This window comes from Chitinibacter sp. S2-10, from assembly GCF_046530675.1.
GTDB lineage: Bacteria > Pseudomonadota > Gammaproteobacteria > Burkholderiales > Chitinibacteraceae > Chitinibacter.
The window spans coordinates 1,443,517-1,470,215 of record NZ_CP172558.1; the positions used below are offsets into that span (position 1 = coordinate 1,443,517).

Sequence of the window (26,699 nt, forward strand, 5' to 3'; positions counted from 1 at the left end):
AACAAAACTGCTGTTTGTCGAAACTGCTTGCTTGTCGCGTAGCGCAGTTTAGCCGCTAATGCGGGCTTAATCCATCATTCAGCGACATCCGGTACGCACGCCAGGCGGGGAGGGCGGCGATCAGGAGTCCGGCCAATAAGGTCAGCCCCATTAAGAGCCACTCCGTGGCGCTGGGCGCGGCAATCGCAATGTTCAGGCTATATACCTCACGCAGTATTGGCTTGCAGGCCAATAGCATAGCGTAGAGCAAGGCAATACCTGCTGCAATGCCGGCGCTGACCAAGAGCAGTGTTTCGCCCATCACCAAGGCAAAAATCTGCCAGGCGCGCGCGCCGACCGAGCGCAAAATCGCCATTTCGCGCCGCCGCTCGTTCAAGCCAGTGAGCAGCGCGGTCAGCATGCCCATCAGGCCGATGACCAGCACAAAGCCCGATACGACGGTGAGTGCTTGCTCAGCAATCTTCATTAACTGCCACAGCTCGGATAGCGCAACGCCAGGCATAATCGCCATCAGCGTTTCATCTTGGTATTGATTGACGGTGCGCTGGTAGCTAAACAGGCTCGTGCGCGATTTCAGCCCGACATAAAACGCCGTGATGCTGCTCGGTGGCGGTAGTGCGCGATCTTGATCGGCCGCCAGCACGCCGGTGCTCGAAAGCAAGGACGCGCTGCCCGATTCCCAGCCTTCGTGAATCGCGGTCAGTCCGTCGAGCGAAACGTGGACGGTGTCGTCGACTGGTGTGCCGGTTGGCGCGAGGATGCCGACGATGGTGAAGGGCTGATCGTCGTGCTCACTCATTGCGCCTTCACCACTACCGTGGGTGAGGACAATATTTTGCCCCAAGCGATAACCCATTTTGGCCGCGACATTGGCGCCGAGTACCGTATCGTGCGTTTTCTCGAAAGGCCTGCCTTGGCTAAACTGCAGCTGGGAGTTTTCGCTATAGCGCAGATATTTAAAATAATCGCCGCTCGTGCCGAGTACAGCAAAACCATGATGGCTGTCGCCGAGCGAGACCGGGATTGTCCAAGCCACGCGGCGATCTTGCGATAATTTTTGGTAACTATCCCAGCCGATATTATTGGTCGCGTTGCCGACGCGAAACACGCTGTAGAGCAGCAATTGCACCGAGCCGGTGCGCGCGCCGACGATCAGATCGGTTCCGCTGACGGTGTTGGCAAAACTGTTGCGTGCCTCGCTACGTAGGCGTTCAACACCGACAAGCAACAGTACCGACAGCGCGACGGTTAGCACCGCCAGCGCGACGGTGAGGCGTCGATTGAGTAGGCTGCGCAGTGCGATTTTAAACATTCTCCATCTCCACGTTACAGCGATTGAGGCTGCTCAAGCTAACGCTGCGATCAAACGCGGCGGCGAGCTGCGGGTCGTGGCTAACCATCAGCACGGCGGTGTTGTGCTCGTGCGCACATTCAAACAGCAGCTCGATAAACGCGCTGCGCCGCTCGGCATCGAGCGCCGAGGTGGGCTCGTCAGCGATCAGGATTTCCGGTGCACCAATCAGCGCGCGCGCCAGCGCGACGCGCTGCTGCTGACCAACCGAGAGTGCGCTGACTGGCCGTTCGAGATAGGGCGATAAATCGAGCCGGTCGAGCAAATGCAGCGCCTGCGCCTTGGTGCTGCCGGAAAAAGCCTGCGCACGCTCGCGGCGGATTTTGGAAAACTGGCAAGACAGCAGCACATTATCGAGCACCGACAAATAGCTCAGCAGATTGAATTGCTGAAACACATAGCCAATGTGGTCGGCGCGGAAATGATCACGCGTGGCATTCGATAGCGCCGCGAGGTTTTGCCCCAGAATGCGGATTTCGCCCTGTTGCGGCAGCTGAATGCCGGTCAGCAAAGACAACAGCGTGCTTTTGCCGCTGCCGCTGGGTCCATGCAAAAACAGCCGCTCGCCCGCCGCGAGCGAAAACTGCGGCATATCCAAAGTGGCATGCTTGGCGCCGCGCCAAGTAAATTGCACATCGGCCAGCTCGATTAACACAGCAAAATCCTTGCGCGCCCGCTTGGGCGCGGTGGTGGTAGGCAAATGGGGTTTTTGTCTGCAAACGCTATTTCAAGTTCAGGCTTTGACCCAGTTTGAGCATAACTTGCTTTTGGCCTTTATCGCTGGCGATATTGGCCGTTAGCTTTTTAAAGTTGGGGAAGTTTTTCCACAATGGCAGCGCAATGCTGCTCGGTACGCTGGTGCAGTCAAAGCTATATTCGGCGTCGATATCGCTATGCTCGCCTTTTTTAAAGCTAGGCATATTCACCACGGGCGCGGCTGCTTTGCATTGTGCGGCGGCGTCGGGCGCGAACAGAGCTGTGGCTTGCTTGAGCTGTTCGGTGACTGCTTTGAGCTTGGCCTTTTCAGCGTCGGACTTGGGCGCGTGCTCAAAACCGAGCAGATTGTCGGCCGGGCTTTCCAGTGTGATCAGCAGTGTTTTGCCCTCAATCGCCACATCTATTTGCGCCACGCCATGAACATGCGCGCCATGCGAGTGGCTATGCTCTTTGGCAAAGGAAGTGAGGGGTATTGCGATGCAGGCTATTGCAATTAACTTCTTCATGGAGATACCTTGGTATGTATGGCAATGTTCGGATTACGTGTTGATGGTTTTTCGAACCGCGGAATCGCTTTTATTCCCTCTCCCCGTCTGTACCCCTGTGGTATTGACGGGAGAGGGCTAGGGTGAAGGTGAAATGTTGAATTGATCGTCAAATCAAGCATGACCACCCCCATCCCAACCTTCCCCCGTTAAGGGGGAAGGGGCTACTTCAGCTCATTTTCAATCATCTCAACGCCAAATCTGAACATTGCGGTATGTGGTAATTACTTAGCAGCAGATTTTTTGTATTCGAGCACATCGCTGGCAGCCATCATATAGCCGACCGCCACATCGCTGGCGCCATCGGCCAGCGCCAGATTGGCTTTGCTTGATTTAATGGTCAATTTGCCAACGATGGTCACCGGCGCAAACAGTTCGCCCTGTTCATAGCCTTTCGGGTATTGCACCACGATCATCTGGTTCGGTGGCGGCGCAGGGACGTGAATACACGCGCCAATCACTGGCACCAGCAGAAATTCGGTGACTTTTTTGCCGTTTTGTTTGAGTGGCAGTAAGTAGCCATCAATTTGCACTAGCTGGTTATTCAGCGCTTGGCTCATTTCAGTGGTGCGTTTTTTCTCGAAGGCTTCGATTTCGACGATCAGCGCCTTGAGGTCGCTGTAGTTTTCCTTGATCAGCTTGATGTCATTCTGCGTGAGATCGGTGGCCTTGAGCTTGCCATTGTCGAGCATGGCTTTGAGTTCGCGCTGCTGCACGGCGCGCATCAGGCGGACTTTCTCTTCCTGATTCATTTTGCCGACGGCGCTGCGCAATGTGACCGAGTCGGGTTGCAGGTCAGGCCATTTCACCTGTTTAACTTCACTTGCCCAGACGTTGAGCGCCAGCAAAACACTTGCCATGCCAAATACAAAACGCAGCCACATGATGATTCCTTCGCATGAGATGGAATGTTATTGTAACTGAGTTGCATCTGCGTGTGCGTGGAAAATTAGTGCCCGGGAGTCGCTTCCGGATTGAGCATTGCTTTTTGATGGCGCTCGAGTGTGCCGTCTTTTTGCATCTGGATTAAAGCTGCACTAAGTTGCTGTGCTAATTTTTGTTGGGTGGGGGCCAGCCAGAGATGCACGTTGAGCGTGGCAAACAGCTGTACTTTGAACTGGGTTTTGGCGGATTCGAGTTGTGCTTCAGTGATCGTACCATTCTGTATAACGCACACATCAACTCGTCGGGTTTGCACCATGGCCAGGCAGGCCCGTGCAGTATTGACCGGGTTGAGTTGTGAAGATTGGCTCAGCTGATTTTCGACGGCTCTGGTGCCAAGCATATAGGCAATACTGTGCTGGTATAGATCAGACCATTGCCGGATCTCCAGTGCATTGCTGATGGCGTAATACTCGAGCGCCAGATAAGAGGGGTCAACCCGGATTGCAGTCGGGTAATTTTGTGTAAACAGGCTGATTCGAGCGACATCACCGTCAAACTTCCCGTTTTTGAATTCGATTTCGGCGCGGCGATTGGGGCGATATTCCAGCGTGAATGGCGTATTGATCCGGCCAAACCAGTCTTTGAACAGCAGCCGATGTGCTGGTGAGGCAGGCAGAGCCGGGTTGACCGAAGTAACCAGCCGTACGGGTTCGACAGCCTGCGCCGAACCCCACAGCATGCAAACAGTTAGCAGGTAGGAGGTTTTCATTGAGTGATCTCCTTATCTCTATCGAACCGTCCAGCATGCCGGACGAGCCGGTTAATGCGCGAGTTCTGGCTGGCGTGGAATCAGCAGGGCATCCTGATAGATTCGTAAACTGCCGTCGTGCTGCATCTGCTCAATGGCTTTGCCCAGTTTGCTGGCGAGCGCCTGCTGATTGGGCGCCAGCCAGATATGGATGGGGGTCGCGTTAAACGGACTGACTTTGAACCGGGTTTTCAACTGGTTTATCTGCGTTTGGTTCAGCCACAGCATATTGAGTACGCAGCTATCAGCTCGCTGGGCTTGAACCATTTTGATGCAGGCGTCGGTTTCATTGACGGGGTATAGAACAGCTTTATTGCTGAGCTGGTTTTCGACAATGGCCGCGCCGCGCAGATAGGAGATGCTGAGCTGATGCAGATCGTTCCAGCCTTTGACTTCAAGATTCGGGCTGAATGCGTAATAGCTCAGCATCATATAGGTCGGATCGACCCGGACGGCTTCGGGGTAGTTTTTGTTAAACTGCGCGGTTCGTCCTATGTCGCCATCGAATCCCCCGAGTTGAAATTCGATCTGTGCCCGCTTGTAGGGGCGATATTCGAGCGTGTAAGGAATGTGGGCGCGCTTGAAAATCTCGGCCAGCAGCTTGTTATACGTCGGCATGCCTGCCGCCTTGGCGTCCATGACGGTCACCAGCCGGACAGGCTCCGCAGCCTGTAGCGAGGCGACGAGCAAGAGCATTGGGAAATATTTCAATAAAAACATGGTGTTCTCATGGCTTTTCCGACGGTTCAGATTTGGGTATAGCCCGTTTGGTCGGCTTGATCAACACCGGGGATGCAAGAGCGAGGGCAGGTGATTGAGCTGCTTGTTATTCTTGCTGCTGGCGGCGAAATACCCAGCGCAGCTCGTCGCTGTGCATCGGGGCGAATCGGTAGCCTTCCAGATCGAAATGTTTGAGCGCTTCGGCATTCTGGATCTGCTTGAGTGCGGCATAACGCACCATCAGGCCACGCGCGCGTTTGGCGTAAAAACTGATGATTTTGTACTGCCCGTGTTTAAAGTCCTCAAAGACCGGGGTAATCAGCCGCGCCTTCAGTTGTTTGACTTTGACCGATTTGAAATATTCATCGCTGGCCAGATTGACGACGGTGTCGCTGTCCAGTGCGTTGATCGCGCTGGTGATCTGGCTGCCCCAAAAGTCGTACAGATTTTTGCCGTGTGGATTGGCCAGCCGGGTTCCCATTTCGAGCCGGTAAGGTTGCATCAGATCGAGTGGGCGCAACAGGCCGTAGAGTCCGGATAAAATCCGTAAATGCTGGCTCAGATAGTCGAGTTGCGCAGCGTCCATGCTGCCCGCCGCGAGCCCTTCGTACACATCACCCATAAAGGCCAGCACGGCCTGCTTGGCATTGTGCGGCGTAAAAGGGCGTTGCCAGCTTTGATAGCGACCCACGTTCAACACCGCCAGCTCGTCGGAGATTTTCATCAGTCTGGCAATCTCGGCAGGAGTCTGGCGGCGCAACTCGTCGATCAGGATTTGTGATTGAGAAAGAAAGTCAGCTTGCGTGAACGAGCTCGTCGTGGGGGGCGTCGTGTAATCCAGCGTTTTGGCTGGCGAAATCAGCATTAACATGGTGGGAATGTAGTGATAATGGGGTATTTACTCGCAGGCTAATATTGATATGGCTTGCAAATAAATACCCTTTTGGGTATTGGGGCTTGTTGACGTTCTTGAGTTGCCAGCAAATTGTCGGTTTAAGTCAAGGTGCATCGACGCCGGAATCACGCAGGCGTGCGGCTAGCTCCATGGCCGTTTTAACGCGCATTTTTTCCAGAATCCGCGCGCGGTGAACTTCGACCGTTTTCATCGAAATCGACAGATCGTCGGCGATTTGCTTATTAAGGCGGCCGACCAGAATCAGCTTCATCACTTCGCGCTCGCGCGGTGTCAGCGTCGCCATGCACTGATCTACAGCGGTACGTGCTTGCCATTCGCTGCGATGGAGTTGATCGAGCGACAGGCAGCTTTCGACCAGATCGACGATGTCGTTGTCCGAAAACGGTTTCTGGATAAAGTCGGCCGCACCCTGTTTCAACGCCGCGACGGCCATCGGGACATCGCCATGGCCGGTCAGGAAAATCACCGGCGGGGTATAAGCGTATTCCTGCAGCTTGCCGAATAATTCAATACCGCCCATGCCGGGCATGCGCACGTCCAGAATCAGGCAGCCAAAGGTTTCCGGCTTGTAGCTGGCCAATAATTCTTCGGCGCTGGCAAACAGCTGAGCCTTGTGGTTGCGGGTGGAAAATAGCCAGGACAGCGCATCGCGAATTGCGTCGTCGTCGTCAACGATGGCAATGTCGCGCTGGGGGCTCAGAGTTGACATTCGTGTTTCTCCTGTATTGGATGGGTATCTGCATGAAGTCTAGCTGCAAATTAGGGTTCCTGCATATACCGGCATGCCCTATCAGGGCTCGTAAGCATCGGCATCTTGCGAGAGCGGGAGTGTGAAATGAAAGCAAGTTCCGCCCGCTGGATTGGGCTCGACCCATAGCCGGCCATGATGATGTTCGATAATCGAGCGGCAAATGTTCAGACCCATACCCATGCCACTGCCTTTGGTGCTGAAAAACGGTTTGAAGAGCTGCTCCATTTGTTCGGCGCTGATGCCGCAGCCCCGGTCGGCGATGCTGACGGCGAGCATTTCGTCCTGACGCTGCACTTTGATCGTCAGGCTGCGTTGCTTGACGGGCGTGTCGTGCATTGCTTCGATGGCGTTGCGGATCAGATTGAAAATCACCTGTTCGAGCATCACCGCATCGGCATAAATCGGCGGCAGTTCGGCATCTTGCTTGATCGTCAGTTTGACCTGTGATTTTTTGATTTCAGCATTGAGCAGCGTCAGCACGGTTTCGAGCAATTCATTGATTTCACACCGACTGCGATGCGGCGCGCGGCGTTGAACGAATTCGCGAATCCCGCGAATGATTTGTCCGGCTCGCTTGGCCTGAGCAGCCATTTTTTCAATCGCCTGATCAAGCTGGGCAATATTGGGATCGGCTTGTGCCAGCACATTGCGGCAACCGGTCGCATAACTGGCGATGGCCGCTAGCGGCTGGTTCAGCTCGTGCGCGAGGCTGGACGCCATTTCGCCCATGCTGATCAGGCGCGCAGTTTGCTGCAATTGCTCTTTTTGCTGACGCTCGTTTTCCTGTGCGGTTTTGATCGCCGTGATGTCGGTGGCGATTTCGAGCCAGACTTCCGAGCCGTCGACCCAGATGCTGCTGCGGCTTTTGATCTGGTACCAGTGCTGGTGGTAATCATCAAACCATTCGCTATCGACCGGCACACCTTTATTGCGACGTATAAACGGGATATTGCAATAACGCCCGTGCCGTTCCGGAATATTGAACGCTTTGTCAAAGTGCCGGTTCGAGAGCAGTAATTCGCCGGAATGGGCATCAGTCACCGAAACCGCAGCGTCCAGTCCATTGAGTACGGCAACAAAGCGTTCGTGCGATGCTTGCAGTGCATCGCGCTCGCGTTGCAGCTCGGTGATATCGTAAATGGCGCTGATCCAGCCGATGTGCTGACCTTCGCCGTCGATGAGTTTGGTCGCGTATAAACGCACGTCAAAGCGTTCGCCATTGCTGCGCATCATCCGCATCTGGTAGCCGTTGCTATCGGCACGGTTATTGACGATGGCGCGGTAAATCGACATACATTTTTCGATGTCTTCCGGCGGCCAGTACGGCATCGGGTGTGCAATGCCCATCAATTGTTCCTGGCTGTAACCAACCATCTCGCAGAAGGCGCGATTGACGTAAAACAGCCGGCCTTGCAGATCCATCGCGCGAATGCCGGTGACGAGCGAATTTTCCATCGACTCGCGCAGTGCCTGTTCCTGTCGTAATTGTGCTTCGGTTTTTTGCCGTTCACGGATATGCAGCCGCAAGACCCAGGTCGAGGCGAGCATCAGGATAGACAGAATGGCGACCAGCGCAGTGAGCGCGGTTTGCCAGTTGCTGCGGCGTTCCGTATAAGCGTGGGCGCTGAGTTTGAGTTGATTGGGAGACCAGTCGATATTGATGCTGCTATTGAGTTCGCCAGCGTCCTGCGTTCGATCAAAAGTGCCAGCAATCAGTTGTTCCTGATCCCACAGGCTGATTTGGTAACGTTGTGAAATCCACCAGGGCACTTGCTGTTGCAGCATCGTGCGCAAATTAAGCTGGGCAATCAGGACATGGCGACCATTGAAGCTGAGCCGGATCGGAACCGCGATGGCCAGAATCGGGCTGTCAGGCACGTCCATGATGATTTTGCTGTAACTGCGGCTTTCGCCATCGAGTACCGTGCGCCAGATGCTGGCAATGGCCGGATGGTGATAGTCGGGAAAATTGACCGGCTGTACTTCGGGTTGTCGCCAGCGGCTACGGCCGGTTTCGTCGACATATTCAAGCGAAATTAGCTCGGGAGACTCCTGCAACAGCGAGAGGGTACGCGCGGTGAATTCGGCTGAAGCCAGTCCGTCGGTCGCCATGCTGGCGGCAACGGTGCGTAGCTGATGCGTGAAATTATCGACCCGCGTGTCGAGCGCTTGTTTTTGCCAGAGCAGATCTTGCGTCAGGCTATTGCTGCGAGCCGATTGTTCGCTATAGGTGGTGAAAACCAGAAAGGCGGCCAGTACCAGACTGAAGAGTGCCGCGGCCAGTGAAGGAAGAGTCAGTAGCCAGCGTGATTGATGCGGTTTTTGTGCGGAAATTGCAAATTTAGGCACGCGCTTTGACCTCGTTGTCCAGCGGTTTTCCTGCGGCAAAATCACTAATATTCTGCAGTGTTGTCTGGGCAATATTGCGCAAGGCTTCGTCGGTCAGATAGCCCTGATGCGAAGTGATCAGGACGTTCGGAAAAGTCGTCAGTCGGGCCAGGATATCGTCCTTGAGGACGCTATCGGACAGGTCTTCAAAAAAAACACCTTCTTCATGCTCGTAAACGTCGAGCCCCAGCCCGCCGATTTGCCCGCTTTTGAGTGCCGCAATCGCCGCGCGCGTATCGATCAGCCCGCCGCGACTGGTGTTGAGAATGATGACGCCCTGCTTCATGGCTGAGAGCGTTTCGGCATTGATCATATGATGCGTGCTTTCGAGCAAGGGCGTGTGCAGCGAAAGGATATCGGATTGTTGCATGACTTCGGCTTGCGACAGGAAAGTACAATCGACGTCGCATGCCTTGGGTGGAAACGGGTCGTAAGCGAGCACTTTGCAGCCAAAGCCGCGCGCGATCCGTGCTGTCGCGAGACCGATTTTTCCCGCGCCCAGAATGCCGAAGGTTTTGCCGTGGATATTGAAGCCTTCGAGCCCTTCGAGCAGAAAATTGCCTTCGCGGACGCGATTGTAAGCGCGGTGCGTTTTGCGGCTCAGTGTCAGCAACAGGGCAAACACATGTTCGGCGACCGCTTCGGGCGAATAGGCCGGAACCCGGGTGACGCTGATGCCGAACTCGGTGGCGGCGGCCAGATCGACGCCGTTAAATCCGGCACAACGCAGCGCAATATGCTTGACGCCCAGTTTGGCCAGCCGGCAAATGGTTTTATGGTCGAGCTGGTCGTTGACGAAAGGGCAAACGATGTCGAAGTCTTCGGCCAGCGGCGCTGTGTGCGCGCCGAGGCGCTCTTCAAAAAATACCAGTTCGTGGCCGAACTGCTGATTTGCCGCTTCAAGCGTGCTGCGATCAAAGCGTTTGCTATCAAAAACGGCCACGCGCATGGATTTATTCCTTGAATTTATGCGTTACTGCCGCGTCCAGATCGTGCCCTTTGTAATGCAGGCCGGAAATTTTTTCGTCGAGCACTTTGCCCAGCGCGGCAGGGCTGTCGTCCGGGTAGCGGACAAAAGCCACTGCATTGCGACCACCATCGCCAGCATCGACACGGACATCGGTAGGTTCGGGTGCGCCGAGCTGTTTGGTGAGTAAAACCAGTACATCATCAATGCTGGTATCTACCGGAAGGTTACTGATCAGAATTTGCATATTACGACTCCTTGTGAGGTGAACGTGATGCCTGACTGCGCAATAGATCGAGTCGCGCCGAGGGATTGGATTGTGCCAGATAAGACGGAGCGATGGTTTCGAGTGCCGCAGGCTGCCAGCCCAGCACAGATGCAAATCCTGCCGGGTCGATATTGTCGACTTTCAGTGAATCAAGATTGTCGTGGCTGACCGGCGGATTGGGCAGAATGCTCATCAGGCTCGCTTGCAGCCGTGCAGCCCAGTCGGGTAGGGCGATGACAGCTCGAGAATGGCCGCTGATTTGACCGGTGTAACGCACCAGCTCGGCCAGCGTATAAACGTGCGGCCCGACCAGATGCAGTGTCTGACCGATCAGTTCGCGACGTTCGATAGCTGCGGCAAAGGCGCGCGCAACGTCGCCAACCCAGACCGGTTGGAATCGGGTGTTTGCGCCACCAATCGGCAGCAATGGTGCAATTTTGAGCAGACCGGCAAACAGGTTCAAAAAGCGGTCTTGCGCACCAAAAACCACCGAGGGGCGGAAAATCGTCCAGTCCAGTTGACTGGCGCGAACCTTGAGCTCGGCCTGGCCTTTGCTGCGTTGATACATCGACGGGCCATTGATGTCGGCACCGAGTGCGCTCATGTGCAAATAGCGTTTGACGCCATTGGCCTGACATGCAGCAATGATTTTTTCTGTCAGGAGTATATGGTTGAACTCGAATGCTGTTGCGCTTCCGTGCAATATACCCACCAGATTGATGACGATGTCTTGCCCGGCACAAAGTTGATTGAGTACGGCCGGGCTGTGGATGTCGGTTTCGATCAGGTTGCAATTGGGGAGCACCAGCAAATCGGCTTTGACCGCTTCGCGATGGCGGGTTGGAACGGTAAGCCGATGACCGCGTTGCGCCAGTTTGGCGGCAATCTGTCGACCAATAAAGCCGGAGCCGCCAATGAGCAAAACGGATTTGGGCATTTAATCACTCACCTCAAGACGAATGGGTTTGGCTGGAACCGGCGGTAGCCGTTTCATCAGCTGAGTCGGGCTGCCGTTGTAGTAATGTGCGTAATGTGTCGCGTTGGTCAGCACCGCTTTGACGTAATCGCGCGTTTCGCTAAACGGAATCGTTTCAATATAGATCGCGGCTTCCATTTCTCTATCGCCACGCCATTTGGCGGCATTGCCGGGGCCAGCGTTGTAGCCCGCCGTGGCGAGCACCGGGTTGCCGTCAAAACGATCTGCCCAATAGGCCAGATAATAACTGCCTAGTTGCGGATTGATTTGCGGATCGCTCATGTCCGACATCGTAAAGTCATTCATTCCCATCCGCTTGGCCACCCATTTGGCGGTGGCGGGCATCAGTTGCATCAGACCGGTTGCGCCTGCGCTGGAGCGGATGTCGGCGATAAAACGGCTTTCCTGCCGGATCAAGCCAAAGACCCAGGCCGGATCAAGCCCGCTGCTTTTGGCGGCAGGTTCGATATGCTCGCGATAAGGCAAAGGAAAGCGCAGGCTGAAATCTTGCAAATTTTTCGGGCGCATCGCCGAGTAAATGCTGCGGTCGTACATCTGATAGCGTTCAGCCAGTTTGGCAGCCGCGAGTAACTGCTGATCATTGAGGCTTTTCATTGCCCAATTCCATTCGCGCACGGCCTCAAGACGCCAGCCTTGCTCGTTTAACTCCAATGCGCGCTGGACTGCGGGAATGCCCGCAATCGTACGGACATCATCGGCACTGGCTTTGTAAACGGGCGTCGGTGCGCTCAAGATGGCGCCGAGTTCTTCGCGCGCCAACAGACCGTAAAAGTCGATTTCATTGGAGAGATCGAGCCAGATCGCATTGGCAGCGCTTGCCTTGTTTTGCGTCAGCAAGGCGCGGGCTTTCCAGTAACGCCAGGCATTCTCATTCTGTTCATCGGCCGGGAGCGCATTGATGCGCTGTTCAACTGCGCGCCAGTCGCCAATCCTTAATGCCGCACGGATTGCCCAGGCTCTATCGTCGCTGCTCAAATCATTCAAATGGCCTTTGTCCAGCCACGCCGACGCTTCCGGTAACAGGCGGCGTGCCCCGCTGAGCCCCACTTGTTGCCAGGCAAATTGCAGGTCGGATTTGGACAAGTCGGATTTGGATGGATCGGTTTGCGCACTAATCCATTGCGCGGCCAGTTGCGGATTGTTGCGCCCCACTTTTTCAACGGCAAATAGCCATAACTCCCTTCCGGCACGGCGTGCCAGATTGATTTTGCCCAGGTGTTTTTCCGGTGCGGCATTGACCGCATTGATTGTTTTGGCGCTGAGTTCGGAGGGATTGCCAACGCGGGCTGATAATTGCCGGGCCAGATCGGGCTGGTTATTGGCAAAAGCCTGCCGGATGCGCCGCCAAACATCTTCGTCGTTCAGGATGCCGTTGGCAAACAATGTGTCAAACAAGGGGTTGCAGGCCGTTGGCTGTGATTTCCCGCTGTACCAGAGGTGTTTATGGCTGCTCAAACCCGATGCATCGCCACGCAGTAGCGCTGCGTATTGTTTGAAGCAAAGATGCTCGGTGCCCGGATTATCGAGTTTGTTATACAGCACTTCATATTGCGCCCAGCTTTGGCGCTGAGCCAGCTCCTTGAGCCATTCGCTCAGAAAGCGCTCTGCGAGCGGGCTGGGGCTGTAGCGATTAATAAATTGTGCAGCATCGCTTTCGCTGGTCTGATTGATTTGTGCCGTCAGATAGTAGTAGCGCGGATACATTTCCAGCACTTCACCTGCACTTCGTTCGCTGTATTCGGCCAGCGTCGGCATGTCGCGTTCGCGAGCCGCTTCGCGCACGCTGTCCAGATTGATTCGTGCGTAAGCACTCACGGCAAGCAAACTGCCGAAGGCAGCAATCATCATTTTTTTAAACATGGCTACAAGACATCTAATATCGGACTGGGATTCAGGCTTTAAGCATAAACGAGCGAGCGCTTAATGTCTCGACCGTTTGCCTTGTTTTATGCGGTTTTGCCCAGTAATTGCCATTATTTTTGTTGCGGTGCAGCAGGTTGGTGCTGTTGCTCGTGATGTGTTATCCATATCGCGCATGGCTTTTCGCAAGCAAATGCAATTACAATTGCGTTTGTTCAGAACGTCAAAGCGCAAACGCGCCCGGGAATCATGCTGACTTTTCAGGAAATTCTTTTAAAACTCCAGAATTACTGGAGCGACCACGGTTGTGCCTTGTTGCAGCCTTATGACATTGAAGTCGGTGCCGGTACTTTCCATACCGCGACTTTCTTGCGCTCACTCGGCCCTGAGCCTTGGAACGCCGCCTACGTCCAGCCTTGTCGCCGTCCCAAAGACGGCCGCTACGGTGAGAACCCGAACCGCTGCCAGCATTACTACCAGTATCAAGTCGCGCTGAAACCATCGCCGGATAATATCCAAGAGCTGTATCTGGGCTCGCTTGAATACCTCGGTATCGACACCAAAGTCCACGATGTGCGCTTTGTCGAAGACGACTGGGAAAGCCCGACACTGGGCGCGTGGGGCTTGGGCTGGGAAGTCTGGCTCAACGGCATGGAAGTGACGCAATTTACCTACTTCCAGCAAGTCGGCGGCCTCGATTGCAAGCCGGTATTGGGCGAGATCACTTATGGTGTCGAGCGTCTGGCGATGTACCTGCAGGGGGTAGACAATATCTACGACATCGTTTGGACCGAATATCCTAACGGCCAAAAAGTGACTTACGGCGATATTTATCACCAGAACGAAGTCGAGCAGTCGATCTACAACTTCGAGCAATCGAATGTGCCTTTCCTATTTGACCAGTTCAATCATTTCGAATCCGAAGCGCGTCGTCTGATCGAAGGCGGCCTGGCCTTGCCGGGTTTCGAGATGGTGATGAAATGCTCGCATATGTTCAATCTGCTCGATGCGCGCGGCGCGATTTCGGTGACCGAGCGTGCAGCTTATATTGGCCGTGTGCGTAATCTGGCGCGGCTGGTGGCGCAGGCTTACTATGATTCACGCGAGGCACTGGGTTTCCCGATGTGCTCATCCGCAGAGTCAACCCCCGCGAAATAAATAGGAGTCAGCCATGCGTCGTCTTCTGCCTGTTTTAGCAATCAGCCTGTTGATGTTAACTGGCTGCGACAAGTTTGAAGACGAAGCAAAGGGGCCGGAGCCGGTGCCGCAGGAAGATGCCCTTTGGCGCAGCTACGGCAAAATGCCCGATTTTGAAACGCTGGTTGATATCAATTCGATCAAACATGACGCAGGCTATGCCGAGCAGAATTACACCTTTGTCTGGATGGTGCAGCGTTTCAAGGATGATCAGATTGATGGAACGTCGAAAGCCAAGTATCGCAATAAATATCTGCGACATGCCATTGATTGCCCTTCGGGGCGAATGGCTGGTATTTCGGTGTCGATGAATGACAGTGACGATATCGAAGTGGCTCGCTATGAAGTGCCTGGCTTTCAGTGGGAGTTCGGCAAGCCGCAGCCCGGCACGTTTGGTGACGACTATGTGAAGCAAATCTGCAAAATCATGGCCGGAAAAGATGCGGCCGACAAAGATGCACAATCCGAAGAATGAACGAGGAAGCTGCCAGCGCAGCAATGAATACGATGAATCCAAGTCTGTTAATTGAACTCTTTACCGAAGAATTGCCACCCAAAGCGCTGCCCAAGCTGGGCGCGGCGTTTGCAGATCATATCTTTGCCGAGCTGGTGAAGCTGGGTTTTGCACCTGCCAGCGCCGAAGCGGTGACGTTTGCTAGCCCGCGCCGTCTGGCCGTGACGATTGCCGATGTGGCGGCTGTGCAGCCCGAGCAGTCGATTGAAAAACGTGGCCCGGCGGTAGCGGCCGGCATGAAAGACGGCAAGCCCAGCCCGGCCTTGCTGGGGTTTGCGCGCTCTTGCGGTCTGGCGCCGGAAGCGGTTGAAAACCTGGAAACCGTTCACGATGGCAAACAGGACGTGTACGTGTTCCGTTCGGTCAAAGCCGGTGAAGCGCTCTCTGCGGTGCTGGGCGATATCGTTGCCGCAACGCTGAAAAAATTGCCTGCGCCAAAAATGATGCGCTGGGCTGACCGCGAAGGCCAGTTCATCCGTCCGGTACACGGCCTGACGATGTTGCACGGCAGTGATGTGATCGCTGGTCAAGTGCTGCACCTCGAATCTGGCCGCACGACGCGTGGCCATCGTTTCCTGTCCAAAGGTGAAATCAGCCTCAACACCGCCGAAGGCTATGCACGCCAGATGCACGAAGAAGGCAAAGTGATCGCCAGCTTCGCCGCGCGCCGTGCGCTGATCGGTGAAAAGCTGAACGAAGCCGCTGCGGCGCTGAACGCAACGATTGCAGCCGACGACGCGCTGTTTGACGAAGTCACCGCGCTGGTTGAATGGCCGGTGGTGCTCAAAGGCGAGTTTGAAGCCGAATTCCTGCAAGTACCGCAGGAATGCCTGATTCTGACGATGCAGCAAAACCAGAAATACTTCCCGCTGCTCGATAGCAATGGCAAGCTGATGAACCAGTTCCTGCTGGTATCGAATCTGCAGACCGACGATCCTAGCCACATCATCAACGGCAACGAGCGTGTATTGCGCGCGCGTTTGTCGGATGCCAAATTCTTCTTCGAGCAGGACAAAAAAGCGCCGCTCGACAGCCGCGTCGCCAAGCTGGCCAACGTGGTTTACCACAACAAGATTGGCTCGCAGCTGGAGCGCGTAACGCGTCTGGAAACCATCGCGGGTGAAATCGCCAAGCTGCTCGGCGCCGATGTGAGCAAAGCCACGCGCGCGGCCTACTTGGCCAAAGCCGATTTGTCGACCGATATGGTCGGCGAATTTCCCGAGCTGCAAGGCATTATGGGTCAGTATTATGCCAAGCACGACGGTGAAGATACCGAGGTGGCGTATGCGGTTGAAGCGCACTACAAGCCTAAGTTTGCTGGCGATACCCTGCCTGAAGGCGCGATTGCGCAAGCTGTTTCACTGGCCGACAAACTCGAAACACTGGTTGGCATTTACGGCATCGGCCTGATCCCGACCGGCGACAAAGATCCGTTCGCGCTGCGTCGCGCTGCATTGGGCGTGTTGCGGATGGCGCTAGTTCAACCCCTCGATTTGAAAGTCCTGCTCAGCCTCACCGCCGCCAGCTTCCCGGCTGGCCTGATCGCCGAGGGTACGGTCGAAGGCCTGTACGGCTTTATGCTCGACCGCCTGAAAAACCTGCTCGCTGCCGACTATCCGGCCGCTGACATCGACGCCGTGCTGGCGCTCAAGCCCACGTTGATAAACGACGTGACAGTACGTCTGGCAGCCGTTGCCGAGTTCAAGGCCTTGCCAGAATCGGCTGCGCTGGCGGCGGCGAACAAGCGCATTCGCAATATCCTGAAAAAAGTCGAAGGCGAAGTGCCAGCGCTGAACGAAGCGCTGTTGCAGGAAGCTGCCGAGAAAGAGCTGTTCGCCGCACTGCAAGCCGTACAAGGCCCGGTGAATACCGCGCTGGCGGCGAATGACTTTACCAATGCACTGAAGCAGCTGGCGGCTTTGAAAACGCCGGTTGATACCTTCTTTGACGGTGTGATGGTGATGGCCGACGATCTGGCTGTGCGTGGCAATCGTCTGGCGCTGCTGGGCGCGCTGGCCGAATTGATGAACCGCGTCGCCGAGTTGTCGCTGCTGGCTGATTAAAACCCCGTAGGAGCGGGCTTGCCCGCTCCTAGATTGCTGGAAATCCGATGCCTTCTGTGAACACCGATGTCGACAAGCTGCTGATTCTCGATCGCGATGGCGTGATCAACGAAGATCGGCCTGATTTTATTAAGTCACCCGATGAATGGATTGCCATCCCCGGTGCGCTCGAAGCCATTGGCGAGCTGACGCGGGCGGGTTGGACGATCGTGGTTGCGACCAATCAGAGTTGTATTGGCCGTGGCATTATCAATATCGATATGCTCAACCAGATTCACGCCAAAATGCACCGGGCGGTGGTCAACGCTGGTGGACATATCGACGCGATATTCTTTTGCCCGCATGCGCCGGATGCCGCTTGCGAATGCAGAAAACCGGAGCCAGGTATGGTGCTCGATATTGCACGGCGGTTTCGCGTTGATGTTTCCGATTGCATTATGGTCGGCGACGCATTACGCGATTTGCAGGCCATTGTCAGCGCAGGCGGCAAGCCGGTGCTGGTGCGTACCGGCAAAGGCCGTAAAACGGAACAGGCAGGAAATTTGCCAGAAAACACACTGATTTTTGATGATCTGGCTGCGTTTTGCGATGCATTGCTAGCCGGTTGATTTTCCCTTTTTCCATCATTCAAGTGCCCATGATTTATTTACGCTCTGCTCTCTATAGTCTTGGTCTGGTGTTGCTCACGCCCTTGTTTGCCCTGATCGGTCTGCTGATCTTTCCGCTGCCCGCAGTGACACGCAACCGCGTGATCGCATGGTGGTCGCGGCTGATGTTTGTCTGGCTCAAGATCACTTGCGGGCTGAGCTTTAAAGTCGAAGGTGCGGAAAACATCCCGCACGGGCCCGCAATGATTATGTGCAAACACCAGTCGGCGTGGGAAACGATGGCTTTGCAGCTGATTTTCCCGCCGCAAGTCTGGGTGCTCAAACGCGAATTGCTGAAAATTCCATTTTTCGGCTGGGGTCTGGCGGCAACGTCGCCAATTGCGATTGATCGCGGCCAGCGCGCGCAAGCGCAACGGCAATTAATGGAGCAAGGTCGTGATCGCCTTAATAAAGGGCTGTGGATCGTGATTTTCCCGGAAGGCACGCGGATCAAGCCGGGCGAGCGTGGTCAGTACAAGCAGGGCGGCGCGCGGCTGGCGAAAGACCTCGATGTGCCGATTGTGCCGGTCGCGATGAATTCGGGCGAATTCTGGCCGAAAAATTCGTTCTGCAAATGGCCGGGCGAAATTACTGTGCGGATTGGCAAACCGATCTTGCCCGAAGGTAAAAACTCGCATGCTTTGATTAATGAAGTTGAGGGCTGGATCGAAGGCGAAATGGAACAAATCAGTGGTCGTGGGCCTTGTTATCAAAAGCCTGAGTGAGTATTGCTTTGCAGGCTAGATTTGAATTGGCCTCTGGCCATATACCCTATAAAATTCAACGTAGTGCCCGGCGGCGCAGCATCGGTTTGAAAATCGATGCGTCCGGGCTGACGATTATCCTGCCGCAGCGCGCGCCGCTGGCCGAGGCCGAGCGCGTCATTCGCCTGAAACTCAACTGGATTCAGACCAAACTGCGTGAGCGTGATGCCCGACCTATTGCATTATCACCGCCGCCTTTAGCCTGGGGTGCTCCGGTGTGGTGGATGGGCGCTCAGCGAACGCTGCAACCGGCTTTGCGCGGCAAGCTGTGCGACGACACGCTGTTTCTGTGCGCAGCCAATGACAGCAAGATTGCCGAAGCCTTGGCGCGCTTTTACCAGCGAGCTGCCCGTCCTTATTTCGCCGAACGCATCGCAATCTGGTCCGCGCGAATGGGTTTGCATCCCAAGCAACTGGCATTGTCGTCGGCGCGTACGCGCTGGGGTAGCTGTACTTCACAAGGCGTGGTCAGGCTCAATTGGCGGCTAATGCAGGCGCCGGCCAACGTAATCGACTATGTGGTGATTCACGAGCTGGCGCATCTGGCTGAAATGAACCATTCGGCGCGTTTCTGGGCGCTGGTCGCTGCCGTATGTCCGCACTGGAAAAACGAACGCGACTGGCTCAAATCGCATGGTGCCCGCCTGTTGGCCTGGTAAAGCAGCGTCAAGCATTCGGCAAACCATTTATCAGTATTCAATGATTTTTGTGTCTTGCCTCACATCCGGTAAATCTAACCGTTCGTCTTCTGCTTAGGTCACTTGTTATTTCGATTTTGCACTGATAGATTCAGCGCTCCAAATCCGTGGCTCATGTCGGGCTGGGAAATAAAACAAAAAATCAGATGCTTAATCCGCGCAAAGTTCAGTGAGCCTAGTTTGCGCCAAAGTAAGCAGGCCTACTTATTACTGGAGAAAAAAATGCAAGTACAAGGTACCGCTTGGATGCCTGCGCGAATCGCGCTTGCTATGACTTTGCTGGGCTGCGCACCGCTGGCCGCAGCGCATGGCACAATGGAAGTGCCGGTTAGCCGTGTGCTGGGCTGTTATAAAGAGAACCCGGAAAGCCCCAAATCGGCAGCATGTCAGGCGGCGGTTGCGGCTTCCGGTGGCCCTCAATTTCTGTATGACTGGTCTGGTGTGAATCAGTTGCCCAATGGCGACCACAAGGCTTTTGTTAAAGACGGCCAACTGTGTTCTGCCAGCAAATCAAACTATGCAGGGCTGGATCTGGCGCGTACTGATTGGCCTGCGACCAGCATTGCACCGGATGGCAATGGCAATTTTGAATTTGTGTTCAACGCGCCAGCGCCGCACCAGACGCGCGACTGGACTTTCTATGTGACCAATAGCAACTGGAATCCAACTGCGCCGCTGAAGTGGAGTGATCTGGAGCAGTTCTGCCAATTGGGTAACGTCGCGCCGACTGCGGATAAGCGTTACAAACTATCTTGCCAATTGCCAAAGAAAACCGGCAAGCAGATTATTTATGTGACCTGGCAGCGCAGTGATAGTGCCGAAGCGTTTTACTCATGTTCGGACGTGAATTTCTCGGCTGTCGTATCGACTTACAAAGAGCTGGGGCAGATCCGCGCCCAGCAAAATCTGGCACTCAACAGCCAGGTTAATTTCCGCCTGTTTGACAAGGATGGTGGAGATCTGGAAAGCGTGACGCTGACGGCTGGTTATGATTCCGTGACCGGCGAAGACACGACACAAATGGCGGTGTGGCCATATGCCTTGGCGCAAAAAGTGAATGCGGCATCGCGTTACGTCAGTATTGGTGTGTTGCAATCGAATGGTGCAATTGCGCCAGTGAAGAGCGCTCAGGATAATCGTGTTTACAGCCGTTCGGGTACTGATTATGTCTACCGCGTGGATATTACCGCGCCAAGTGGTAGCACCCCGGCACCAACACCGGCTCCGACCGCAACACCAGCGCCGACAGCAACGCCAAAACCAACAGTAGCACCAACGGCAACGCCGCAGCCTACGGCGACGCCTGCCGCAACCGCGACACCGGTAGCCACGGTTAAACCAACTGCAACGCCTTCTGCGGCTCCAACAGCGACGCCAGCAGCGAATGCCTGTGTTGCAGCATGGGATAAGAGCAAGGTCTACGCCAATCCGGGTAATGTGGTCAGCTATCAGGGCCGCAACTTCCAGAATAAATGGTGGACTCAGAATAATGTCCCAAACATCAATGATGTCTGGGGTGTCTGGAAAGACCTTGGCGCTTGCCAGTAAGTTGTTATAAATATGAAAAGCCCACTTCGGTGGGCTTTTTGCATTTACATGGTTCTGAAAAATAACTTGAGCAGGAAGAAGATTTCAGCTGCTGCATCAAGGTGCGCAGTATCTATTCGTTCAGTGGTGTGACAGTTGCGGTTTCGGTGCTGGAAGGCCGAGCTGGATTGGCGCTGGAATCGGGTTTGCTGGCCGATTCACTGTTTGCAGCATCATAGACGTATCCACCCACAGCAATGGCGCCACTGGTTGCTGCCTTGCCAACATCATAGCCAATGCTGACCGCTGTACTCGTGACACTCACTGCGGCGGAACCAATCGCTGCGGTGGTTGCGACGACAGCACAGGCGCTGAGGCTGCTGGCGGCAAGCAGACTGAAAAGTACTTTGATCATGGTCTTTCTTTCACTAAAAACAGCCTGCCATTTTCGCCGAAATGGGTCGTTCAGTCGAGTTGAAGCTGGATAGGGTGGGTAGGTATTTTAACGTTGGCTAGGTATATATTGGTCTGCATGGCAATACTACCTACCCATTCCGCCGACTTGCTGCGCCAGATACGTTGCGTAGTTGTCGGTCATGCCTCCGATGAAATCGAGTACGCGCCGGTAGCTGTCGTATAAAGGCCAGTCTTTGCGCGGTGCATTGTATTCCATTAAATCGAGTACGCGTTTCATCCGGAACGGCATATGCGCGCTGACTTTGAGCTCGTACGACGCCTTGCAGAAAGCGTCGAGCAGAATATCGAGGCAGGTGAACGAGCCGACTTCGATTTCGATTTTGCGGCGCTCATTGAAAATCCGGTCGCGCGCGAGTTGCTTGGCTTCATTGATGCCTTGCCGCATCGTGTATGGGCAATCGTTGAGCAGGTCGCCCTGATATGAGCCCTCCATCAGGCGCGGGTAATTGGCCATAAAGGTGTTGGCGACTTCACGCACGCAACGGTCGATGGCTTTGCCGCGCAACAGCGAAATTTTGCGCCGCGTCGATGGCGCTGCGGCGACTTCGAGTTCGAGCAGGCTCTTTTCTCCGCCGCAAATTTTCATCAGTAAAGGTTCGACCGTTTCATACGGCAGCATGCCGATTTCGATACCGTCCTCCAGATCAAGAATCGCATAGCAAATATCGTCGGCGGCTTCCATCAGATAAGACAGCGGGTGGCGCGCCCATTTGCCCGGCGCGATTTCGGGTAGCCCCAGCGTTTGTGCGACCTGAAGCAGAATGTGCTGTTCGGATTCATAACAGCTGAATTTGCCTTTACCGCCAGCGTGTTCGCTGGTCCATGGGTATTTGAGTGTGGTGCCCAGCGTGGCATAGGTTAAGCGCAGCCCGCCCTCGAAACGATGGTTTTCCAGCTGGGTGATGATGCGAAAACCCTGTGCATTGCCTTCGTAAGTGACCAAGTCGCGTCGCTCCTCAGGACTCAGGTTTTGCATCAGATAAGCGTGTTCGGGGCGGCGAAACCAGTCGCGGATTGCATATTCACCAGCGTGACCAAACGGCGGATTGCCAATATCGTGCGCCAGGCACGCCGCCTGGACGATGCCGCCCAGATCGTACGGCGTAATATGCGCAGGCAATTGCCCCTGCAAACGCTCTGCGATCAGTACACCCAGGCTGCGGCCAACGCAGGCAACTTCGATGCTGTGCGTCAGCCGGGTGTGCACATGGTCGTTTTCGGTCATCGGGTGAACTTGCGTTTTACGTCCCATGCGGCGAAACGGCGAACAGAAAACGATGCGGTCATGATCTTTGTGGAAATTGCTGCGACCGGCTTCGGTGTCGTTTGATTCTATCTCGTTAATACCCAGTCGCTGTGCGCTGAGCAGTCGGTTCCACTGCATGGTCATCGGAGGGCTCGCTGTGAAAGGGGCGGGAGTGAGGTAAGTAGACAAGCAAAAGTGTTTCAGCATCGTTACCTCGCCTTGTCGTACGTGTGTACTGCTCGTACGGCTTCGGTGCCTTGCTGGAAAACTTTTGCACGGTTACTTATGGTGCTCATTTTAGGGGAATTTTCCCCCCTCGCGGGGTGGAGTTTGCTAAAATGGCGCGGCTTTTCGTGAGGGTGAGCTTTTCAACATAGGACAGGTCATGGCGCTGCTTGAAATTCGGGATGTCGTAAAACGGTTTGGCGATTTTACGGCAGTTAACCACGTTAGCCTCTCGGTTGAGGCGGGTGAGTTTTTTACTCTGCTGGGGCCTTCCGGTTGTGGCAAAACGACTTTGCTGCGGATGCTGGCCGGATTCGAGCAGCCTGATTCGGGCGAAATTATGCTCGACGGTGTGAACGTCGCCAGCGTACCGCCCGAAAAGCGTCCGGTGCATACGGTGTTCCAGAATTACGCGCTGTTTCCGCATATGACGGTGGCGCAGAATATTGCGTTTCCGCTGAAAATGGCCAATGTCGCTGCGGATGAAATCAAGGCGCGCGTTGCCGAAGTGCTCGATGACGTTCGTTTGACACAGTTTGCCACGCGTTTCCCGCATGAATTGTCCGGCGGCCAGCGTCAGCGTGTCGCGATTGCCCGCGCGCTGGTTAATCGTCCGCGTTTGCTGTTGCTGGATGAGCCGCTCTCGGCGCTGGATGCCAAATTGCGCGAGGAAATGCAGATCGAACTGATCAATCTGCAAAAAGAAGTCGGCATTACTTTCGTTTATGTCACGCACGATCAGGGTGAGGCGCTGGCGCTGTCGCACCGGATTGCGGTGATGAACAAGGGCGAAGTGGCGCAGCTTGATGCGCCTGAAACGATTTACAGCTATCCGAAAAGCCGCTTTGTCGCTGACTTTATCGGTCAGTGCAATTTGCTTGATGCCACTGTCGTCGATTGTGATAGCGAGCGGATGACGATCGAAATTGCCGGTGTTGGCGTTTGCCATACTTTGCCGCTGGACGGCGTGCAAGCGGGGCAGAAAGGCTGCCTGGCTTTGCGCCCGGAAAAAATTAAACTCGGCGCCACACTGCCAAGCGATGACAGTGATGAAGTCCATTTCAAAGGGACTGTGCACGATTGCCTGTATTTGGGCGATGTAACGATCTATATCGTCGAGCTTGATAACGGCATGCTGGTCGAAACGATGCTACCCAATTCGGCACCGGGACGCGCCAAGTTTTTTGATGACAATGATTCGGTTGAATTGGCGTGGCGGTTTGACGCTGGTCATTTCATCCTGGCCTGAGGTTTGTGATGGCTAAATCAAATCGTATTAATAAGTGGCTGATTTCGGGCCCGCCACTGCTGTATCTGATCATCTTTTTTGCGATCCCATCGCTGATTATGGCGTTTGCAGCTTTTCGTTTTCCCGGTGATTACGGCGGTTTGTTGCCACTGATTGGCAGCAATCCCGAGACGGGTGCAAATGAATTGCTGGTGAACGCAGATAACTGGCGTGATTACCTGACTTTCGACAATTTCACGCTGTTTTTTACCGACTCGATTTATATCGAGCTGTTTATCAAATCGTTCTGGTACGCCGGGTTGACGACGCTGATCTGTCTGGTGATGGCGTATCCGCTGGCGTGGCTGATTGCGCGCAGCCCGAAAAAATACCGCGACCTGATGATTTTGCTGGTGATTTTGCCGTTCTGGAGTAACTTCCTGATCCGCGTTTACGCGTGGATGATTATTCTGGGGCCTCAGGGTTATTTCAGTATGGTGATCAATCAGGTGCTCGGCTTGATTGGTGTTGGTCCGGTGCAGCTGATGTTCAGTCATATCGCGGTGATTATTGTTCTGGTCTATGTACATCTGCCGTTTATGGTTTTGCCGCTCTATGCCAATCTGGAAAAGCACGATATGGCTTTGCTCGATGCGGCGCAAGATCTGGGGGCATCGGGCTGGCAGCGTTTCTGGAAGATCACTTGGCCGCTATCCCTCCCCGGGGTATGGGCTGGTGCTGCGCTGGTTTTCATCCCGGCGCTGGGCATGTTTGCTGTGCCTGATCTGGTTGGCGGTACCGACGGGATCATGATCGGTAATCTGATCAAGCAGCAGTTTCTTGATAGCCGCGACTGGCCGTTTGGTTCGGTGCTGTCGATCATGCTGACGCTGGCGGTGTTATTGCTGGCTGGTCTGGCTGCATTGGTCGGCCGTGGAGGAAAGCGCGATGCACTTTAAGCAATCCAAATGGTTATGGGCTGCCGCCTTGCTGGTCTATGCCTTTTTGTATCTACCACTGGTGATTGTGGTGGTGTATTCGTTTAACGACTCCAAGCTGAATGCGGAATGGGTCGGGTTTACTTTCAAATGGTATGAAGTTCTGTTCAATGATCATCAAATGCTGATTGCCGCGCGCAATTCCTTGTTGATTGCGCTGGTGAGCAGTTTGTGTGCGACAACACTGGGGACGCTGGCCGGTTTGGCGATGCACAAATACAAGCTGCGGCTCTTGCCCTTGCTGGTGCTGACGCCGATTGCGATTCCCGAAATTCTGATGGGGGTGTCGCTGCTGATTTTCTTCGTGATGCTCAATATGACGCTTGGCCTTTTGTCGGTCACGCTGGCGCATATCGCATTCTGTATCGGCTTTGTTGCGATCGTCGTGCGTTCCCGTTTGCAGGGAATGGACGAAGCGCTCGTTGAGGCTGCGCGCGATCTGGGCGCTACGCCGTTGCAAGCTTTCCGGCTGGTGACGATGCCACTGATCATGCCGGGGATTGTGGCCGGCGCATTGATGGCATTCACGCTGTCGATCGACGACTTTGTGATTACTTTCTTTACCGCTGGCGCAGGCGCGTCGACGCTGCCATTACAGATCTACTCGATGATCCGTATTGCAGTGACACCGGAAGTGAACGCGATTTCGACCCTGCTGATGCTGTTGACGCTATTGCTCATCGTTGTGGCGAGCAAACTGGCTCCGCACGCTTTGCGTGCAGAATAATCCAGTGTTGAAAAAAAACCCGCTTCGGGTCGATGAAAAATGAGGCAATCCGGTTTCATGTCATAATCGCCCGATTCTGGCTGTTCCGGTTTTCCGTTTTTAATTAATCATATGGTGATGAAATGAAAAAATTGTTATTGGCATTGATGTTGACTGCTGGCGTAGCTCATACGGCTGGCGCGGAAGACGTATTGCACCTGTATAACTGGAATAACTACATCACCCCTGAAAGCGTAAAAGGTTTTGAAAAAAGCTGTAAATGTCGTGTAGTACAAGACTATTACGGCTCGATGGAAGAAATGCTGGCCAAATTGTCGGCCGGTGCGAAAGGTTACGATGTTGTCGTGCCAACTGGTTTTGCGATTCCGCCATTGGTGAAGCAAAACCTGGTTCAGCCGCTGGATAAAGCCAAGCTGGCCAATGCCAAAAATGTCAATCCGGCTTTTATGAATAGCCAGTTTGATCAGGGCAATAAATATTCATTGCCTTATGCATTTACGACAACGCTGCTGGGTTACAACGACAAAAAAATCAAAGAGCTGGGCATTGATCCGACATCTTGGGCGATGATTTTTGATCCGGCGGTGCTGGCCAAAATCAAAGGCAAAGTCACGGTACTGGATGATAGTCGCGAAGTATTTGCTGCAGCCTTGATGTACAACGGTTTTTCGGCCAACTCGACCAAACCCGAAGAGCTGAAAAAAGCGCAGGAAACCATTATCAAAGCCAAACCATTCTGGGCTGCGTTTAATGGCCAGAGCTATATCAAAGAATTAACGCTGGGTAATATCTGGGTCGCACACGGCTACTCGAACGACATGTTCCAGGCCAATACCGATGCCAAAGCCGCCAAACGCCCATTCGGCATCGCTTATGCGCTGCAAAAAGAAGGCAACACCTTGTCGGTGGACAATATGATGGTGCTCAAATCGGCGCCACGTCCTGATCTGGCGGCCAAATTCATCGATTTCATGCTTGATGGCAAAAACTCGGCGCAACTGACCAATCTGATTGGTTCGGGCAATCCGAATGCTGCAGCAGGCCAGTTTGTAAAACCGGAAATCAAATCGATCAGCGCCGTTTTCCCGACTGCCGATGCGATGAAAAAATTGCAGCAATTGAACGCACTGGAAGGCAAACCATTGCGTGATCTGAACCGGATGTGGACTCAGGTTAAAACTGCCAAGTAATTGGGTCAGCAAGGGGAGCTTTTGC

Annotated in this window: 26 protein-coding genes; 11 read left to right on the forward strand and 15 right to left on the reverse strand. The window is 54.4% G+C overall.

All coding sequences use genetic code 11. The annotated features are described in order from the left end of the window. Window positions 1-55 precede the first annotated feature (55 nt). The 13 genes from ACG2XO_RS06915 to ACG2XO_RS06975 form a co-directional block, all read right to left on the reverse strand. The gene (locus ACG2XO_RS06915) at window positions 56-1,312 is read right to left on the reverse strand and encodes an ABC transporter permease (protein ID WP_410500080.1); all 1,257 of its coding nucleotides are present in this window, start codon (window positions 1,310-1,312) and stop codon (window positions 56-58) included. Continuing rightward, window positions 1,305-2,051: an ABC transporter ATP-binding protein gene (locus ACG2XO_RS06920; protein ID WP_410500081.1), complete on the reverse strand. Its 747-nt coding sequence runs from the start codon at window positions 2,049-2,051 to the stop codon at window positions 1,305-1,307. Before ACG2XO_RS06920 ends, ACG2XO_RS06915 begins: the two co-directional genes overlap by 8 nt. Window positions 2,052-2,073: 22 nt before the next feature. Then, window positions 2,074-2,574: a ZrgA family zinc uptake protein gene (locus ACG2XO_RS06925; protein WP_410500082.1), complete on the reverse strand. Its 501-nt coding sequence runs from the start codon at window positions 2,572-2,574 to the stop codon at window positions 2,074-2,076. A 263-nt stretch (window positions 2,575-2,837) separates the two neighbouring features. Continuing rightward, entirely contained in the window at window positions 2,838-3,497 is a 660-nt protein-coding gene (locus ACG2XO_RS06930; protein ID WP_410500083.1) for a DUF3299 domain-containing protein, read from the reverse strand. A gap of 65 nt (window positions 3,498-3,562) precedes the next feature. Next, window positions 3,563-4,267, reverse strand: a complete 705-nt coding sequence (locus tag ACG2XO_RS06935; protein WP_410500084.1) for a substrate-binding periplasmic protein — start codon at window positions 4,265-4,267, stop codon at window positions 3,563-3,565. Between the two features lie 51 nt (window positions 4,268-4,318). Next, window positions 4,319-5,026, reverse strand: a complete 708-nt coding sequence (locus ACG2XO_RS06940) for a substrate-binding periplasmic protein (RefSeq protein WP_410500085.1) — start codon at window positions 5,024-5,026, stop codon at window positions 4,319-4,321. Between the two features lie 106 nt (window positions 5,027-5,132). Further along, entirely contained in the window at window positions 5,133-5,897 is a 765-nt protein-coding gene (gene yaaA / locus ACG2XO_RS06945; protein WP_410500086.1) for a peroxide stress protein YaaA, read from the reverse strand. A gap of 127 nt (window positions 5,898-6,024) precedes the next feature. Then, on the reverse strand, window positions 6,025-6,651 hold the full coding sequence (locus ACG2XO_RS06950) for a response regulator transcription factor (RefSeq protein ID WP_410500087.1): 627 nt from the start codon (window positions 6,649-6,651) through the stop codon (window positions 6,025-6,027). A gap of 81 nt (window positions 6,652-6,732) precedes the next feature. Continuing rightward, window positions 6,733-9,042, reverse strand: a complete 2,310-nt coding sequence (locus tag ACG2XO_RS06955; RefSeq protein ID WP_410500088.1) for an ATP-binding protein — start codon at window positions 9,040-9,042, stop codon at window positions 6,733-6,735. After that, the gene (locus tag ACG2XO_RS06960; protein ID WP_410500089.1) at window positions 9,035-10,030 is read right to left on the reverse strand and encodes a 2-hydroxyacid dehydrogenase; all 996 of its coding nucleotides are present in this window, start codon (window positions 10,028-10,030) and stop codon (window positions 9,035-9,037) included. The genes ACG2XO_RS06955 and ACG2XO_RS06960 overlap by 8 nt, the downstream gene beginning before the upstream one ends. A gap of 4 nt (window positions 10,031-10,034) precedes the next feature. Next, window positions 10,035-10,295, reverse strand: coding sequence for a hypothetical protein (locus ACG2XO_RS06965; protein WP_410500090.1), 261 nt, complete (start codon window positions 10,293-10,295; stop codon window positions 10,035-10,037). A gap of 1 nt (window position 10,296) precedes the next feature. Next, window positions 10,297-11,253, reverse strand: a complete 957-nt coding sequence (locus tag ACG2XO_RS06970; protein ID WP_410500091.1) for a complex I NDUFA9 subunit family protein — start codon at window positions 11,251-11,253, stop codon at window positions 10,297-10,299. Then, window positions 11,254-13,161, reverse strand: coding sequence for a transglycosylase SLT domain-containing protein (locus tag ACG2XO_RS06975; protein ID WP_410500092.1), 1,908 nt, complete (start codon window positions 13,159-13,161; stop codon window positions 11,254-11,256). Between the two features lie 261 nt (window positions 13,162-13,422). Here ACG2XO_RS06975 and glyQ point away from each other — a divergent pair, with 261 nt between their 5' ends. From glyQ to ACG2XO_RS07010, 7 genes are all read left to right on the forward strand, one after another. Beyond that, window positions 13,423-14,331: a glycine--tRNA ligase subunit alpha gene (gene glyQ, locus ACG2XO_RS06980; RefSeq protein ID WP_410500093.1), complete on the forward strand. Its 909-nt coding sequence runs from the start codon at window positions 13,423-13,425 to the stop codon at window positions 14,329-14,331. Window positions 14,332-14,344: 13 nt separating this feature from the next. Further along, entirely contained in the window at window positions 14,345-14,845 is a 501-nt protein-coding gene (locus ACG2XO_RS06985) for a hypothetical protein (protein ID WP_410500094.1), read from the forward strand. A gap of 32 nt (window positions 14,846-14,877) precedes the next feature. Further along, complete coding sequence (glyS, locus tag ACG2XO_RS06990) at window positions 14,878-16,947, forward strand: glycine--tRNA ligase subunit beta (RefSeq protein ID WP_410500236.1); 2,070 nt, start codon at window positions 14,878-14,880, stop codon at window positions 16,945-16,947. 47 nt (window positions 16,948-16,994) lie between these two features. Further along, a complete protein-coding gene (gene gmhB / locus ACG2XO_RS06995) occupies window positions 16,995-17,555 on the forward strand; it encodes a D-glycero-beta-D-manno-heptose 1,7-bisphosphate 7-phosphatase (RefSeq protein WP_410500095.1) in 561 nt (186 codons plus the stop codon). A 29-nt stretch (window positions 17,556-17,584) separates the two neighbouring features. Next, complete coding sequence (locus tag ACG2XO_RS07000; protein WP_410500096.1) at window positions 17,585-18,319, forward strand: lysophospholipid acyltransferase family protein; 735 nt, start codon at window positions 17,585-17,587, stop codon at window positions 18,317-18,319. Beyond that, window positions 18,316-19,017: a M48 family metallopeptidase gene (locus tag ACG2XO_RS07005; RefSeq protein ID WP_410500097.1), complete on the forward strand. Its 702-nt coding sequence runs from the start codon at window positions 18,316-18,318 to the stop codon at window positions 19,015-19,017. Before ACG2XO_RS07000 ends, ACG2XO_RS07005 begins: the two co-directional genes overlap by 4 nt. A gap of 261 nt (window positions 19,018-19,278) precedes the next feature. Beyond that, window positions 19,279-20,604: a lytic polysaccharide monooxygenase gene (locus ACG2XO_RS07010; protein ID WP_410500098.1), complete on the forward strand. Its 1,326-nt coding sequence runs from the start codon at window positions 19,279-19,281 to the stop codon at window positions 20,602-20,604. A 112-nt stretch (window positions 20,605-20,716) separates the two neighbouring features. Here ACG2XO_RS07010 and ACG2XO_RS07015 read toward each other — a convergent pair whose 3' ends face one another. Together ACG2XO_RS07015 and ACG2XO_RS07020 are read right to left on the reverse strand one after the other, a co-directional pair. Beyond that, on the reverse strand, window positions 20,717-20,998 hold the full coding sequence (locus tag ACG2XO_RS07015; RefSeq protein ID WP_410500099.1) for a hypothetical protein: 282 nt from the start codon (window positions 20,996-20,998) through the stop codon (window positions 20,717-20,719). 126 nt (window positions 20,999-21,124) lie between these two features. After that, window positions 21,125-22,450, reverse strand: a complete 1,326-nt coding sequence (locus ACG2XO_RS07020; RefSeq protein ID WP_410500100.1) for a deoxyguanosinetriphosphate triphosphohydrolase — start codon at window positions 22,448-22,450, stop codon at window positions 21,125-21,127. 241 nt (window positions 22,451-22,691) lie between these two features. Between ACG2XO_RS07020 and ACG2XO_RS07025 the strand changes: the two genes are divergently transcribed. The 4 genes from ACG2XO_RS07025 to ACG2XO_RS07040 all read left to right on the forward strand — a co-directional run bounded on the left by ACG2XO_RS07025 (window position 22,692) and on the right by ACG2XO_RS07040 (window position 26,674). Next, window positions 22,692-23,780: an ABC transporter ATP-binding protein gene (locus tag ACG2XO_RS07025; protein ID WP_410500101.1), complete on the forward strand. Its 1,089-nt coding sequence runs from the start codon at window positions 22,692-22,694 to the stop codon at window positions 23,778-23,780. 8 nt (window positions 23,781-23,788) lie between these two features. Then, on the forward strand, window positions 23,789-24,718 hold the full coding sequence (locus ACG2XO_RS07030) for an ABC transporter permease (RefSeq protein WP_410500102.1): 930 nt from the start codon (window positions 23,789-23,791) through the stop codon (window positions 24,716-24,718). Further along, window positions 24,708-25,484 (forward strand): ABC transporter permease, encoded by a 777-nt coding sequence (locus ACG2XO_RS07035; protein WP_410500103.1) that lies wholly within the window; start codon window positions 24,708-24,710, stop codon window positions 25,482-25,484. Before ACG2XO_RS07030 ends, ACG2XO_RS07035 begins: the two co-directional genes overlap by 11 nt. Before the next feature lie 122 nt (window positions 25,485-25,606). Then, a complete protein-coding gene (locus tag ACG2XO_RS07040) occupies window positions 25,607-26,674 on the forward strand; it encodes a spermidine/putrescine ABC transporter substrate-binding protein (RefSeq protein WP_410500104.1) in 1,068 nt (355 codons plus the stop codon). The last annotated feature ends 25 nt before the right edge of the window (window positions 26,675-26,699 follow it).